This is a genomic window from Ancylobacter gelatini (genome assembly GCF_022601675.1).
Classification (GTDB): domain Bacteria; phylum Pseudomonadota; class Alphaproteobacteria; order Rhizobiales; family Xanthobacteraceae; genus Ancylobacter; species Ancylobacter gelatini.
Genome location: NZ_JAKVIL010000008.1, coordinates 40,272 through 53,924, shown reverse-complemented (window position 1 = coordinate 53,924; position 13,653 = coordinate 40,272). Strand labels below are relative to the sequence as shown.

At 65.7% G+C, this 13,653-nt stretch carries 14 protein-coding genes; 5 read left to right on the top strand and 9 right to left on the bottom strand.

The features are described from left to right. Positions 1–5 precede the first annotated feature (5 nt). Positions 6–1,442, bottom strand: coding sequence for a DNA repair protein RadA (gene radA / locus MKI84_RS14605; RefSeq protein ID WP_241620651.1), 1,437 nt, complete (start codon positions 1,440–1,442; stop codon positions 6–8). Between the two features lie 286 nt (positions 1,443–1,728). On the opposite strand from radA, the gene MKI84_RS14600 reads away from it, so the two are divergent. Continuing rightward, the gene (locus MKI84_RS14600; protein ID WP_241620649.1) at positions 1,729–2,118 is read left to right on the top strand and encodes a hypothetical protein; all 390 of its coding nucleotides are present in this window, start codon (positions 1,729–1,731) and stop codon (positions 2,116–2,118) included. Here MKI84_RS14600 and alr read toward each other — a convergent pair. The 8 genes from alr to MKI84_RS14560 form a co-directional block, all read right to left on the bottom strand. Beyond that, positions 2,097–3,215 carry an alanine racemase gene (alr, locus tag MKI84_RS14595; RefSeq protein ID WP_241620647.1) on the bottom strand — a complete coding sequence of 373 codons (1,119 nt, stop codon included), beginning with the start codon at positions 3,213–3,215 and terminating at the stop codon, positions 2,097–2,099. The two genes, MKI84_RS14600 and alr, sit on opposite strands and share 22 nt — an antisense overlap. An 11-nt stretch (positions 3,216–3,226) precedes the next feature. After that, entirely contained in the window at positions 3,227–4,711 is a 1,485-nt protein-coding gene (locus MKI84_RS14590) for a replicative DNA helicase (RefSeq protein ID WP_241620645.1), read from the bottom strand. Positions 4,712–4,844: 133 nt separating this feature from the next. Next, positions 4,845–6,104, bottom strand: coding sequence for a cyclopropane fatty acid synthase (locus tag MKI84_RS14585; RefSeq protein WP_241620643.1), 1,260 nt, complete (start codon positions 6,102–6,104; stop codon positions 4,845–4,847). Positions 6,105–6,346: 242 nt separating this feature from the next. Next, positions 6,347–6,913: a 50S ribosomal protein L9 gene (gene rplI / locus MKI84_RS14580; RefSeq protein WP_241620641.1), complete on the bottom strand. Its 567-nt coding sequence runs from the start codon at positions 6,911–6,913 to the stop codon at positions 6,347–6,349. A 44-nt stretch (positions 6,914–6,957) separates the two neighbouring features. Next, a complete protein-coding gene (locus MKI84_RS14575; protein ID WP_241620639.1) occupies positions 6,958–7,917 on the bottom strand; it encodes a DUF2232 domain-containing protein in 960 nt (319 codons plus the stop codon). Between the two features lie 147 nt (positions 7,918–8,064). Beyond that, entirely contained in the window at positions 8,065–8,331 is a 267-nt protein-coding gene (gene rpsR, locus MKI84_RS14570) for a 30S ribosomal protein S18 (RefSeq protein ID WP_241620638.1), read from the bottom strand. After that, positions 8,331–8,813 carry a 30S ribosomal protein S6 gene (rpsF, locus tag MKI84_RS14565; protein WP_241620637.1) on the bottom strand — a complete coding sequence of 161 codons (483 nt, stop codon included), beginning with the start codon at positions 8,811–8,813 and terminating at the stop codon, positions 8,331–8,333. The genes rpsR and rpsF overlap by 1 nt, the downstream gene beginning before the upstream one ends. A 220-nt stretch (positions 8,814–9,033) precedes the next feature. Continuing rightward, positions 9,034–9,891: a GGDEF domain-containing protein gene (locus MKI84_RS14560; RefSeq protein WP_241620635.1), complete on the bottom strand. Its 858-nt coding sequence runs from the start codon at positions 9,889–9,891 to the stop codon at positions 9,034–9,036. A 139-nt stretch (positions 9,892–10,030) separates the two neighbouring features. On the opposite strand from MKI84_RS14560, the gene fabD reads away from it, so the two are divergent. From fabD to fabF, 4 genes are all read left to right on the top strand, one after another. Next, positions 10,031–10,978, top strand: a complete 948-nt coding sequence (gene fabD, locus MKI84_RS14555) for an ACP S-malonyltransferase (protein WP_241620633.1) — start codon at positions 10,031–10,033, stop codon at positions 10,976–10,978. Positions 10,979–11,010: 32 nt separating this feature from the next. Continuing rightward, positions 11,011–11,748: a 3-oxoacyl-[acyl-carrier-protein] reductase gene (gene fabG, locus MKI84_RS14550; protein WP_241620631.1), complete on the top strand. Its 738-nt coding sequence runs from the start codon at positions 11,011–11,013 to the stop codon at positions 11,746–11,748. Between the two features lie 232 nt (positions 11,749–11,980). Next, entirely contained in the window at positions 11,981–12,217 is a 237-nt protein-coding gene (locus MKI84_RS14545) for an acyl carrier protein (protein ID WP_013165911.1), read from the top strand. A gap of 78 nt (positions 12,218–12,295) precedes the next feature. Beyond that, complete coding sequence (fabF, locus tag MKI84_RS14540) at positions 12,296–13,558, top strand: beta-ketoacyl-ACP synthase II (RefSeq protein WP_241620629.1); 1,263 nt, start codon at positions 12,296–12,298, stop codon at positions 13,556–13,558. Positions 13,559–13,653: the final 95 nt, after the last annotated feature.

Sequence of the window (13,653 nt, the reverse complement as noted above, 5' to 3'; positions counted from 1 at the left end):
TGACGTCATCCCTCTTGCGCGGCCTGCGCGGGTCTCTGCGCCCGGCGCGGCGATCTGGCGGCGATCCCGGCGACCAGATCGCCCAGTGACGCAACGGATTCCAGCGCCAGCGCCGACTCCGCGGGGTCGCGGGGAGACGATTTGCCGCCTGTGGATTTAGCCTCGGGCGCAACCGCACGGGTGAAGCCGAGCTTGGCCGCCTCCTTCATCCGTAGCGGGGAATGGGAAACCGCGCGTACGGCGCCGGTGAGGCTGATCTCGCCGAAATGCACCGTGTCCACCGGCAGCGCCGCCCCGCTGAGCGAGGAGACGAGGGCGGCCGCCACCGCAAGGTCCGCCGCCGGCTCGGTGATGCGGAAGCCGCCGGCGACGTTGAGATGCACGTCATGGCCGCCGAGCTTGATGCCGCAGCGCGCCTCCAGCACCGCGAGCACCATGGACAGCCGGCTCGGGTCCCAGCCGACCACGGCACGGCGCGGCGTGCCCAGCGAGGTCGGCACCACCAGCGCCTGGATTTCCACCAGAACCGGCCGCGTGCCCTCCATGCCGGCATAGACCGCCGTGCCCGGCGCGCCGCGATCGCCCTGCGAGAGGAAAAGCTCGGACGGATTGGCGACCTCGCGCAGGCCGAGGCCTGTCATTTCAAACACGCCGATCTCGTCGGTCGGCCCGAAGCGGTTCTTCTGCGCCCGCAGGATGCGGAACTGGTGGGCACCATCGCCCTCGAAGGACAGCACGGCGTCGACCATGTGCTCGACCACGCGCGGGCCGGCGATCTGGCCGTCCTTGGTGACATGGCCGACCAGGATCACCGCTGCGCCGGCGCGCTTGGCGTAGCGGATCAGAATCTGCGCCGAGGAGCGCACCTGCGTGACCGTGCCCGGGGCGGATTCGGCGGAATCCGTCCACATGGTCTGTATCGAGTCGATCACCACCAGCGCAGGTGTGCGCCCCTCCGCCAGCGTCGCCACGATGTCCTCGACATTGGTCTCGGCGGCGAGTTCGACCGAGGAGCCCGACAGGCCGAGCCGTTCGGCGCGCAGCCGCACCTGCGCCACCGCCTCTTCGCCCGAGACATAGATGACGCGGTGGCCGGCATCTGCCAGCGCCGCGGAGGCCTGGATCAGCAGGGTCGACTTGCCGATGCCGGGATCACCGCCGATCAGCAGCACCGAGCCTGCCACCAGTCCGCCGCCGGCCACGCGGTCGAGTTCCTCAATGCCAAAACGGGTGCGCGGCGCGTCGGGCGAGCTGCCGGACAGCGCCTCCAGCGCAATGAGGCGACCCTTGCGGCCGGCGCGCTGCGAGGACGGCACCGAGCCGGTGACGGTCTCCTCCTGCGAGATGCTGTTCCACGAACCGCAGGAATCGCAGCGGCCCTGCCAGCGCGCATGGACCGCGCCGCAGACCTGGCAGACGAAGGACGTGGCACGTTTCGCCATTGAGGCACTCCAACCAAATTTCGACATTCCGTCACGCGGAGTGGCGAGATACCTACTGGTTCAATCGGGCAAAAAGGTAGACGGGTAGGCGCAATAGAGGTATCTTGGTGCCATTGTCGTGTCGCGTGGGCCGGCTGTCTGAAGGATCGGGCGTCATCAAAAGGTCGCGTTCCGAGAGGGAGAATCGACAGAAAGGACGGGCTGAATGAGATGGTCCGTATATTGCTTTCGAGTTTGAAACGATTTTTTGCCTTTTAATATTAGAACGAATTTTAAGTGGAAAATAATGGCAAATATTCAGGCACGTCCAAACGGACGATTCACAACGTTTATTTTGATATTGGCACCGCTTACGCTGGGTATCGGCAGCGTTGCCCTATGGTTTTGGCATCGGTCTTTTGTCAAATCCATCGACGAGAGCGGGATTACACTCGTGTCCGGGCGCAGGGTTCCCTGGAATAAGGTTCTTAGCTTCCACTCTCGTAAGAACCACAGCAGCAATGATGGCGAACGCAAGGTCACCCGCCTCGACATACAGCTCGAAGAGGGCCACGCCCTCATTCTGCCGAACTGGCTCGAGAATGGCGAGGAGATGATCGAGGCGATCAAAATCGGCGCCCGCGAGGCGATGCCGGCCGATGCCCGCATGCGGGTTCAGTACACCCAGCGCCGGTGATAGCGCCGGCCGAGCGAGGTCAGCACCTCGTAGCCGATGGTCTGGGCCTGGCGGGCAAGGTCATCGACCTCCAGCCCATCGCCCAGAAGCGTGGCCCAGCCGCCCGGCACCACGGCCTCTTCCGGCAGGTCGGTCACATCGACCGCCATCAGATCCATCGAGATGCGCCCAACCATCGGGCAGCGGTGCCCTGCGATGATGACCTCGGCGCCGCGCCGTTCATTGGATGATCCCACCAGACGGGGAATGCCGTCGGCATAGCCGCCGGAGAGGATAGCGATGCGGCTCGGCCGGTCCATGACCTGCGCGCCGCCATACCCCACGCTCTCGCCGGTATGGACCTCGCGGGTCTGAACGATCCTCAGTTCCAGCCGGATCACCGGCCGCAGTGGCTCGACATCGGCCTTGGCACGGGCGCCGTAGATCGCGACACCCGGCCGCACAAGGTCGAAATGCATCTCTGGATCGCTGAACACTCCGGCCGAATTGGCGAGCGAGGCACGGATGCCGGGGAACAGCGCGGCCACGGCGCGGAAATCCTCCAGCTGGCGCGCGGTGAGCGGGTGGCCCGGTTCGTCGGCGCAGGCGAAATGGCTCATCACCAGCACCAGAGGAAAGCCGAGCTCATCCAGGCCCTCGGCGATGTTCACCGCCTCGGTCGCGGTCACCCCGAGCCGGTTCATCCCGGTGTCGACATGGAGCGCGGCGGGAAGACCCGTGCCGCAAGCCTCGCAGAAGGCCTGCCAATGCGCGACATCGGCCGCGCTGCCCAGGACCGGGCGCAGGTCGAACTCGCGATAGATATCCCCCGTCCCCGGAAACACGCCGTTCAGCACGAAGATTTCCGCCTGCGGCAGCAGATTGCGCAACTCGCGCGCCTCGCTCAGCAGCGCGACGAAAAAGGTCCGCGCGCCGGCCTGCCAGAACGCGGTCGCCGCCTGCGGCAGGCCGGTGCCATAGGCATCGCCCTTCAGCACCGCGGCGCAACTCGCCGGCGCGACGCGAGCGGCGATTTCAAGGTAGTTCTCGGCCAGGGCCTTGAGGTCGATGGTCAGCCGGCCGCCGGCCTCGTTAAGCGGAATGGACGCCTCGGTCATGTCACACAAACTCACCGCGTGGGAAGGTGCTCGTCTCTCGCCAGCGAGGAGAAGCGCGTGAATTGCGGCTCAAAGGCGACCTTGACGGTGCCGGTCGGGCCGTGGCGCTGTTTACCGATGATGACTTCCGCGACGCCGTGCGCGGCTTTCATCTCGGTATCCCACTTGAACCATTCCTCCGTGCCTTCTTTCGGCTCTCTGCTTTTGAGATAGTATTCCTCGCGATACACGAACATCACGACGTCCGCGTCCTGCTCGATCGAGCCGGATTCGCGAAGGTCGGCCAGTTGCGGGCGCTTGTCGTCGCGTGCTTCCACCTGACGCGAGAGCTGCGACAGCGCCATGATCGGCACGGCGAGCTCCTTGGCGAGCGCCTTGAGGCCGGTGGTGATTTCGGTGATTTCCTGCACGCGGTTCTGCGACGCCTTGGCGGACGAGCCGGACAGCAGCTGGAGATAGTCCACCACCATGAAATCCAGCCCGCGCTGGCGCTTCAGCCGGCGCGCGCGGGCACGCAGCTGGGCGATGGAGATGCCGCCGGTATCGTCGATATAGAGCGGAATGGTCTGCATGACCTGCGCGCCGGCGGCGAGCTTATCGAATTCGTGCTCGCTGATGTCGCCGCGGCGGATCTTGTAGGACGGGATTTCAGTCTGCTCGGCGAGCACGCGGGTTGCGAGCTGCTCGGCCGACATTTCCAGCGAGAAGAAGCCGACCACGCCGCCGTCGATCGGGCGGATCGAGCCGTCCGGCAGGGTCTCGGAGCGATAGGCGGCCGCGACGTTATACGCGATGTTGGTCGCGAGCGCGGTCTTGCCCATGGCCGGGCGGCCGGCGAGCACGATCAGATCGGAGGGCTGCAGCCCGCCCATCATGTGGTCGAGGTCGTCCAGCCCCGAGGCGAGGCCCGACAGATGGCCGTCGCGCTGGAAGGCGCGACTTGCGACGTCCACCGCTTCTTTCAGCGCGTTGCCGAAGGACAGGAAGCCGCCGTCATAGCGGCCGGTCTCGGCCAGTTCGTAGAGCCGCTTCTCGGCCTCCTCGATCTGCTCCTGCGGGGTGGAATCGATCGGGGCGTCATAAGCCTCGTTCACCACCTCCTCGCCGATCGCGATCAGGTCGCGCCGCACCGACAGGTCATAGATGGTGCGGCCGTAATCCTCGGCATTGATGATGGTGGTGGCTTCCGCGGCGAGGCGGGCCAGATATTGCGGGGCGGTCAGCCCGGCGATGTCGATCCCGGCCGGCAGGAACGTCTTCAGTGTGACGGGGGTCGCGACCTTGCCGGCGCGGATCAGGGCGCTGGCGGTCTCGTAGATTGCGGTGTGCACGGGCTCGAAGAAATGGCGCGGCTCCAGAAAGTCGGAAACGCGATAGAACGCCTCGTTGTTGACGAGGATCGCGCCCAGCAATGCCTGCTCGGCTTCGACATTGTGCGGAGCCGTGCGGTAATGCGGTTCGGACGCCGCCGGTTGGCGGGCGGAGGAATCGAGCATGGCTTTTCCGGGCGCTGTGTTGGCCAACAGCTAACGGCACAAGGGCGCGCGAGTCCGCAGCGAATCGTGTCGCGTCATCTTTGTCCTGTGGACCGCCTGTGGAAAGCTGAATCTGGCTTGACGGCTTTTGGCCCTATTCGCCCGCCAGCCGAAGCCCCGGCCGATTGGCTTTCTCCATCGCCTTGAGATCGCTCTCGGCCTTGGCGATGTAGTTGCGGGTCATCGGCACCACGCCCTCGCGCTTGGCCAGCTGAATCTGGAAGACCATCATGCCCTGATGGCGGAACGCCATTTCGGAGGAGGCGAGGTAGAACTCGAACATCCGCACGAAGCGCCGGTCATAGAGCCGCTCCACCTCCTCGCGATGGGCGAGGAAGCGCTCGCGCCAGGCCTTCAACGTCTCGGCATAATGCAGGCGCAGGATCTCGATATCGGTGACGAGCAGCCCCGCCTTCTCGATCGCCGGCAGCACCTCGGACAATGCCGGGATATAGCCGCCGGGAAAGATGTATTTGGCGATCCACGGATTGGTGATGCCTGGCCCTTCCGAGCGGCCGATGGCGTGGATCAGCGCGACGCCGTCATCCTTCAGCAACTCGGCGATGCGGTCGAAATAAGTGCCGAAATGGCCGACCCCGACATGCTCGAACATGCCGACCGAGACGATGCGATCGAACGGACCCGGGGTGAGCCGGTAATCCTGCAGCCGGAACTCGGCACGTGAGGCCAAGCCGCGCTCCTCCGCGCGGCATTGCGCGACGCCGAGTTGCTCCTGCGAAAGCGTGATGCCGGTGACGCGCGCGCCGGTATTCTCGGCGAGATAAAGCCCCATGCCACCCCAGCCGCAGCCAATGTCGAGCACGGAGAGGTCTGGCCGGTCGAACAGCAGCTTGGCGGCGATGTGGCGGCGCTTGGCGAGTTGCGCGTCGTCCAGCGTCTGGTTCGGCGTCTCGAAATAGGCGCAGGAATATTGCCGGTCGGCGTCGAGGAACAGCGAATAGAGACGGCCATCGAGATCGTAATGATGAGCGACGTTGCGCTGCGAGCGGTCCGGCGGATTGAACTGCGCGAGACGGCGGACCAGATAGCGCAGCCGCATGAAGGTCTTGGCGGTGAAACTCGGCACCATGAGGCCGACCTGGGCCATCAGCAGGGCAAGGACATCGGCGATGTCGCCGGTCTCCACCACCATGCCGCCTTCCATATAGGCCTCTCCGAGCTTCAGCTCGGGGTCGAGCGCCACCTGACTTTGCCAGGATGTCGAGGTGAACCGGATCGCGAGAGGGGGAGCGCTGCCGTCGCCCAAGGACACACGCCTGCCGGAGGCCAGAACAACGTCGAGCGAACCCTGTCGCACGACGCGTTCAAGTACACGCTGTAGCAACCCTTCCATCAGGCCTCCTCCACGATGCGGGCAGCCTTGCGGTTGAGGGCTGCGTGCGTAATGACGGGGCAGTTCTCATTGTGATGAAAGCGATTGCATCACAACATCGAAGGGTCGGCAACCTGCCGATTTCGTGAAGGCATCACAAAAAAGCCCGGCCGTTACCGGCCGGGCCTGGAAATCGGGAGTATTCCCAAAGGGAATATCTCAATCGGGAGCACACCGCATAGAAGGCGGTGGCAGGAGCCTGATCAGGCCTCTTCTTCCTCGGTGGCCTCGACGGCCTCCTCGACGACTTCTTCCTCGATCTCGTCTTCGTCATCGTCACGGGCGACCGAGAGATCTTCGCCGCGGGACTGGCGCACGGCTTCCTCGGCGCTGCGGGCGACGTTCGCCTTCACGGTGACTTCGACTTCCGGGTGCAGGGTCACCGGGACATCGTGCAGGCCGATGTTCTTGATCGGGTGGTTGAGGACGATCTGGTGACGGGCGACGCTGAAGCCCGATGCGGTCAGGGCGTCGGCGATGTCGCGGGTCGACACCGAGCCATAGAGATGGCCGGTCTCGCCAGCCTGGCGGACCAGGACGACTTCGGTGCCGTTCAGCTTCTCGCCGACCTTGGCGGCTTCGGTCTTGAGCTCGAGGTTGCGGGCCTCAAGCTGGGACTTCATCGAATCGAAGCGGGTCTTGTTTTCCTTGGTGGCGCGCAGGGCCTTGCCCGACGGCAGCAGGAAATTGCGGGCGAAACCGTCCTTGACGCGGACCACTTCGCCCATCTGGCCGAGCTTGGCCACGCGTTCCAGCAGAATGACTTCCATTTGAGTTCTCCGTTTGATCGTTCGATAGCGGGATTGGTGAGGCGTCAGCCGTCATTGGCGGCCGGCGGGCCGCCGGCGGGGCGGCTGCCGCGTGGAAAGCGGCGGCGGACGCCGAACAGGGTTTCGATAAGGCCGAGCAGCGCGAGGGCAAGAAACGGCCAGCCCAGCGCCAGCGCAGCGATCCAGACCGTGCTGATGACCAGCGTGCGCCCGGCCGCGCCGCGCGTGACCCAGTGGATCACCGCCAGCCCGATAAAGCCGAACGCCACGATCAGCGTCGCGCCAAGCAACTCGGCGAGCAGGCCGACAAAGCCGGAGGTGAGCATGGCCCCGATGACGGAGCCGGCCAGCAACGCGGTTGCGGCGCGCGGCAGTTCGACCGCGGCCAGATCGGGCCAGGGTCGCATCAGCCGGCCGGAAATCCGCGCGATATGGGCGGCCAGCCACAGATTGGCGATCTGCGTCAGCATGGTGATGATCGCGGCCGCCGGCGGCATCACCGCTACCAGCAGCGTGACCAGGCGGTCGGTGTCGCCACTGGTGGGTGCGCCGTTCTCGGCCAGCATGGCCTGGAACAGGCCGCGCAGAGCATCCTGATAGCCTTCGAGATCGCCCGCGATCAGCGGGATCAGCGCGACAACGCCCAGGCAGCCGAGAAGCGCCGCGGCGATCAGCACCCGGCCGACCGGGAACCACTCTACCTCACCGTCGGGTCCGGTCTGGCGGGCCATCAGCGCGAGATAGGCGAGGACATAGGCGGGAAGGCCCACGCCGGCGACATAGGCCACCAGCAGTTCCATCCCGAAGAACACGCCGATCAGCACGCCGGCCGTGGAAGCGGCGACCAGCGCGATCAGATGCGACCAGCCGAGGCCGGCAATGAGGATAGGAAGCGGCGCAAGATAGAAAAGCGGCAAGGCGAAAGCGTTGCCCGACGCCACGGAGGCGACCAGCAGGGCGGACGCCGCACCGGCGCCAAACGCTATAAGCCAAGACTGTATCATCGACGAGCTGTCCCGCGCATGAAGCGGTTAGAAGCGGATCATGTCCGCCTCAACGACCGGCCGGGCCAATCCCGGAAGGTCTGTCGGCAAGGAATTAAGGCGAAGAACGTCCCCGGCGCGGGGCCGGGGACGGCATTCAACGCGCGATCAGCGGATCACGAAGGGCAGCAGGCCGAGGAAGCGGGCGCGCTTGATGGCCTGGGCCAGCTCACGCTGCTTCTTGGCGGACACCGCCGTGATGCGGGACGGAACGATCTTGCCGCGCTCGGAAATGTAGCGCTGCAGCAGACGCACGTCCTTGTAGTCGATCTTCGGCGCATTGGCGCCGGAGAACGGGCAGGTCTTGCGACGACGGAAGAAGGGACGGCGCGCGCCGCCGCTTGCGGACGGGCCGCCAGTACCACCGAAAGCCATCACTCAGTCTCCACGTTGGCAGGGGCCTCATCACGGTCACGGCGCGGGCCGCGATCGCCACGGTCGCGGTCACCGCCGAAGCTGCGCCCGCCGCCGCCGAAGCCGCGGTCGCCGCCGAAGCCGCGATCACCGAAGCCGCGCTCGCCGCGGTCGTCGCGGTCGCGCTTCTGCAGCATGACCGACTGGCCCTCTTCGAGCTCTTCCACGCGGATGGTGAGAACGCGCAGGACGTCCTCGTCGATCCGCTGCTGGCGCTCGAGCTCGGCCACCGCCGCCGCCGGGGCGTCGATGTTGAGCAGCGAGAAGTGCGCCTTGCGATTCTTGCGGATGCGGTAGGTAAGCGTCTTCACGCCCCAGTACTCGGCCTTGGTGACCGAACCGCCATTCGCCTCGATAATGCCCTTGAACCGGGCGGTGAGTTCCTCGACCTGCTGCGCCGTAACATCCTGGCGCGCGAGGAACACGTGCTCATAAAGAGCCATGTCTCGTGACCTTTCCTTGTCGTTTCCGCATGATTGCGGGCCATCTTCCCGGCGACGAGCCCTTCGAGCCTTGCGGAAAGGCCCGAAACATTCTCGAAGGCGGGGACACGGGACGAGCGGAAATCCGAAAATTTCCTGAGCTGCAGCAAAGCGCAGCCGTCCGTTCAGCCCCCGGCCGGGACAGACAGTGCGCGGGCTTATACGCGCAATGCGTGGAAAATCAAGAGGAGACGGGCCTTGGGCCGGTGGCTTCGACCACCGTCAGACGGGGCAGTTCGAGGCAGCCCCGGTTCCGCCCCAACTCCTTGGCGCGATAGAGCGCCGCGTCGGCTCGGGCCAGCAATGTCGCGAGATCATCCTCCGGCCGAAGCTGGGCGACGCCCAGGCTCACAGTGATGGGGATGCGGAGGCCTTTCTTCTCCATCACGGTGTGCTCAATGGTGAAGCGCAGCCGTTCGGCGAGCGCGCCGCCCTGTTCCAGCGGCGTGTGCGGCGCTACCACGACGAACTCCTCGCCGCCGATGCGGAAGGCCATGTCCTCCTCGCGCTTGTGGACATCCAGCAGGCGGCCGATATGGCGGAGCACTTCGTCGCCCCATTCATGCCCATAGCGGTCATTGACGCGCTTGAAGTGATCGATGTCGAGCATGACCATGGTCAGCGCCTGCTTGCGCCGGCGAGCGAGTTCCATCCGGTCCGGCAGCTGCATGTCGAAGCGGCGGCGGTTGGGCAGGCCGGTGAGCGCATCGGTAAACGCCGCGACTTCCAGTTCGGCATTGAGCAGGACGTCTTCGGCGGTGAGGCGCGACAGAAGCGCGACGGCGAAGATGAACACGGCGCCGGACAGGTTGACCAGGGATTCGATCAGCACCACCGAGCTGAACGCGATCTCCATGTATCGATCGACGGTGGTGTAGGCGCCAAGCACCAGTGTCACCAGGAGCGCCCCCGCCATGGCGGTCCACGCGACGCGTAACCGCGGCCGCGGCGCGATACGCGCCAGATGGCGAACATGATGGATGGCGCCACCGACCAGCACGAGGCCCAGCGCGCGGAAAAACAGGATGATGATTTCCATCTGCGTGCTCTCGAATACCCAGGATCGGCGGCGGCGGAACCGGCGGCGCACACAGGCGCGGACGGCGTGCAACTTGACACGAGGCGCGCAGCGGTGTTCCTGCGCCCGCCAATTCTTAGCGGATGGGTTTCGTTACGTCATGAGCAATGCGTTTGTTTTTCCGGGGCAGGGCAGCCAGGCCGTCGGCATGGGCAAGGCCCTTGCCGGCAATTTCGCCGTGGCGCGCGCGGTCTTCGAGGAGGTCGACGAGGCGCTCGGTGAGAAGCTGTCCGTCATCATGTGGGACGGCCCTATCGAGACGCTGACGCTGACCGCCAATGCGCAGCCGGCACTGATGGCGGCCTCGCTGGCGGCGGTGCGCGTGCTGGAGGCCGAGGCTGGCCTCGATCTCACGCGCGACGCGGCCTTCGTCGCTGGCCATTCGCTGGGCGAATATTCGGCGCTGGCCGCTGCCGGCGCTCTCTCGATTGCCGATACCGCCCGGCTGCTGCGCCTGCGCGGCACCGCCATGCAGGCCGCGACCCCGGTCGGCACCGGGGCGATGGCAGCGATTCTCGGCCTCGACGCCGACAAGGTCGCCGAAATCGCCGCCGAAGCCGCCGCCGGCGAGGTCTGCGATCTCGCCAATGACAATTCCCCTGGCCAGGTCGTGGTTTCCGGCAATGCAAGCGCCGTCGAGCGCGCCTGCGAGATCGCCAAGCGTGAGGGCGCCTCGCGCGCCATCCTGTTGACCGTCTCCGCGCCGTTCCACTGCAGCCTGATCGCCCCGGCCGCCGAGGTCATGCGCGAGGCGCTCGCCGGTGTTGCCGTGGTGTCGCCGGTGGTGCCGGTGGTCGCAAATGTGACCGCGGCGCCGGTGACGGACCCGGACGAAATTCGCGCGCTGCTGGTGCGTCAGGTGACGAGCACGGTACGCTGGCGCGAATCTGTTGCGTTCATGGCGGATGCCGGGGTGACGCGTCTGGTGGAAGTCGGCTCCGGCAAGGTGCTGTCGGGTCTCACCAAGCGTATTGTCCGTACGCTGACCGCCACCAGCGTGGGCACGCCCGAGGACGTGGCGGCCTTCGCAGCCGTCGCGACGGCCTGAGTGCCAGAGGCGAGAGAGCCCAAGGAGATTTCATGTTCGATCTGACAGGTAAGACGGCCCTCGTCACCGGCGCGACCGGCGGCATCGGCCGGGCCATCGCCGTTTCCCTGCATGCGCGGGGCGCCAGCGTCGGCATCTCCGGCACGCGCCGCGAGGTTCTGGAAGAGCTGAAGGCTGAACTGGGCGAGCGCGCCTTCGTGCTGCCCTGCGACCTTTCCAACACCGAGCAGGTCGAAGCGCTCGTGCCGCAGGCCGAGGAGGCCATGGGCTCGGTCGACATCCTCGTCAACAATGCCGGCATCACCAAGGACGGGCTGTTCGTGCGCCTGACCGACGAGATGTGGGATCAGGTGATCGCGGTGAACCTTACCGCCGGCTTCCGTCTGACGCGCGCCGCTGCCCGCTCCATGATGCGCAAGCGCTATGGCCGTATTATCGGCATCACCTCGATCGTCGGTGTGACTGGCAATGCCGGGCAGGGCAACTATGCCGCGGCCAAGGCTGGCATGATCGGCATGTCCAAGGCGCTGGCCAAGGAAGTGGCGGCGCGCGGGGTGACGGTGAACTGCATCGCGCCCGGCTTCATCGCCACGCCGATGACGGATGTGCTGAACGCCAAGCAGAAGGAAGCGATTCTTTCCGCGGTCCCCGCTGCCCGACTTGGCACCCCTGAAGATATCGCGGCGGCGGCGGTTTATCTCGCCTCCGACGAGGCCGGCTATGTCACGGGGCAGACGCTCCATGTGAATGGCGGAATGGCGATGATCTGAGCCAAAGCCGCGGAACTCCGGCCTTTCAGCGTCTCGTCGAGCGCTGGTTTTGCCGGATGAAGTGTGCTAACGACCGCCTCGGCTCACAGGGTCGGACGACGCCAACAACATGTGGCTGACATCCGGTGCTTCCTGTAATCGGGGCATGAAAACAGGCCGCCGACCGTGCCCTAGGGTGCGGGGGCAGAGTGAAACAACGTAGCAACCTCCGGATACGGACGAGGGTGGACCTATGAGCGATATTGCCGAGCGCGTGAAGAAGATTGTGGCCGAGCATCTGGGCGTGGAGCCCGAGAAGGTTACCGAGAACGCGAGCTTCATCGACGACCTCGGCGCGGACAGCCTCGACACCGTCGAGCTGGTCATGGCCTTCGAGGAAGCCTTCAACTGCGAAATCCCCGATGATGCCGCCGAAACGATCCTGACCGTCGGCGATGCCATCAAGTTCCTTGAGAAGAACGCCGCCTGAGGCGGTTTTCGTGCAGCTGCGACGGCAGATTTCCGTCGCAGCTTGCCCTGCTTGCCCTAGTTTCCCGGAGTGTTTTCGATGAGGCGCGTCGTCGTTACCGGCCTCGGCATGGTGACGCCGCTCGGATGCGGCGTTGAAGCCACCTGGACGCGGCTTCTCGCCGGTCAGAGCGGTGCCAATCGCATCGAGAATTTCGATGTTTCCGACCTGCCCGCCAAGATCGCCTGCCAGATTCCGCGCGGCGACGGCACCGACGGCACTTACGATCCCGACCAGTGGATGGAGCCGAAGGAACAGCGCAAGGTCGACGAGTTCATCGTCTATGCCATGGCCGCGGCCAAGCAGGCGCTGGACGACGCGAACTGGCATCCCACCTCTTATGAAGACCAGTGCGCCAGCGGCGTGCTGATCGGCTCGGGCATTGGCGGCCTTCAGGGCATCGCCGAGGCCAGCCTGCTGCTTCAGGAACGCGGCCCGCGCCGCATCTCCCCCTTCTTCATTCCCGGCCGCCTGATCAATCTCGCGGGCGGCTATGTGTCGATCGCCCACGGGCTCAAGGGTCCGAATCACGCCGTGGTCACCGCCTGCTCGACCGGTGCGCATGCCATTGGCGATGCCGCGCGGCTGGTGGCGTTCGGCGATGCCGACGTGATCGTCGCGGGCGGCACCGAATCGCCGATCAACCGGCTCGCTCTTGCCGGCTTCGCCGCCTGCCGCGCACTGTCGACAGGCTATAACGACACTCCCGAAAAGGCCTCGCGTCCCTATGACAAGGACCGCGACGGTTTCGTCATGGGCGAGGGCGCCGGTGTCGTGGTGGTCGAGGCGCTTGAGCACGCGCTGGCGCGCGGCGCCAAGATTTACGGTGAAGTGGTCGGCTACGGCCTCAGCGGCGACGCTCACCACATCACGGCTCCCTCCGAGGACGGCGATGGTGCCTATCGCTGCATGCAGGCGGCGCTGAAGCGCGCCGGTATCACGGCGTCCGAGATCGACTACATCAACGCCCACGGCACCTCGACCATGGCCGATACGATCGAACTCGGCGCCGTGGAGCGGCTGCTCGGCAACAACACGGCGCGAGCCTCGATGTCCTCGACCAAATCGGCGATCGGGCATCTGCTGGGCGCGGCTGGCGCGGTGGAGGCGATCTTCTCGCTGCTGGCGATTCGCGACCAGATCGCGCCGCCGACCCTCAACCTCGACAATCCCGACGTCGAGACGTCGATCGACCTGGTTCCGCACACGCCGCGCGCGCGCAACATCGAGTACGCGCTGTCGAATTCCTTCGGCTTCGGTGGCACCAACGCCTCGGTGGTGTTCAAGCGCTACGCGAACTGATCGCCACGCGCCTCGGGCCGGGAAAACGCCGTGTTTCTCCGGTCCATGACTTCCCGCTTTCGCCATATTTGGCGGTAGTCTGCCTGTGCGTTGCG

Bases quoted from the DNA above. Each gene is read 5' to 3' on its own strand.
- radA (WP_241620651.1), bottom strand. From the start codon at position 1,442: ATGGCGAAACGTGCCACGTCCTTCGTCTGCCAGGTCTGCGGCGCGGTC.
- MKI84_RS14600 (WP_241620649.1), top strand. From the start codon at position 1,729: ATGGCAAATATTCAGGCACGTCCAAACGGACGATTCACAACGTTTATT.
- alr (WP_241620647.1), bottom strand. From the start codon at position 3,215: ATGACCGAGGCGTCCATTCCGCTTAACGAGGCCGGCGGCCGGCTGACC.
- MKI84_RS14590 (WP_241620645.1), bottom strand. From the start codon at position 4,711: ATGCTCGATTCCTCCGCCCGCCAACCGGCGGCGTCCGAACCGCATTAC.
- MKI84_RS14585 (WP_241620643.1), bottom strand. From the start codon at position 6,104: ATGGAAGGGTTGCTACAGCGTGTACTTGAACGCGTCGTGCGACAGGGT.
- rplI (WP_241620641.1), bottom strand. From the start codon at position 6,913: ATGGAAGTCATTCTGCTGGAACGCGTGGCCAAGCTCGGCCAGATGGGC.
- MKI84_RS14575 (WP_241620639.1), bottom strand. From the start codon at position 7,917: ATGATACAGTCTTGGCTTATAGCGTTTGGCGCCGGTGCGGCGTCCGCC.
- rpsR (WP_241620638.1), bottom strand. From the start codon at position 8,331: ATGGCTTTCGGTGGTACTGGCGGCCCGTCCGCAAGCGGCGGCGCGCGC.
- rpsF (WP_241620637.1), bottom strand. From the start codon at position 8,813: ATGGCTCTTTATGAGCACGTGTTCCTCGCGCGCCAGGATGTTACGGCG.
- MKI84_RS14560 (WP_241620635.1), bottom strand. From the start codon at position 9,891: ATGGAAATCATCATCCTGTTTTTCCGCGCGCTGGGCCTCGTGCTGGTC.
- fabD (WP_241620633.1), top strand. From the start codon at position 10,031: ATGAGCAATGCGTTTGTTTTTCCGGGGCAGGGCAGCCAGGCCGTCGGC.
- fabG (WP_241620631.1), top strand. From the start codon at position 11,011: ATGTTCGATCTGACAGGTAAGACGGCCCTCGTCACCGGCGCGACCGGC.
- MKI84_RS14545 (WP_013165911.1), top strand. From the start codon at position 11,981: ATGAGCGATATTGCCGAGCGCGTGAAGAAGATTGTGGCCGAGCATCTG.
- fabF (WP_241620629.1), top strand. From the start codon at position 12,296: ATGAGGCGCGTCGTCGTTACCGGCCTCGGCATGGTGACGCCGCTCGGA.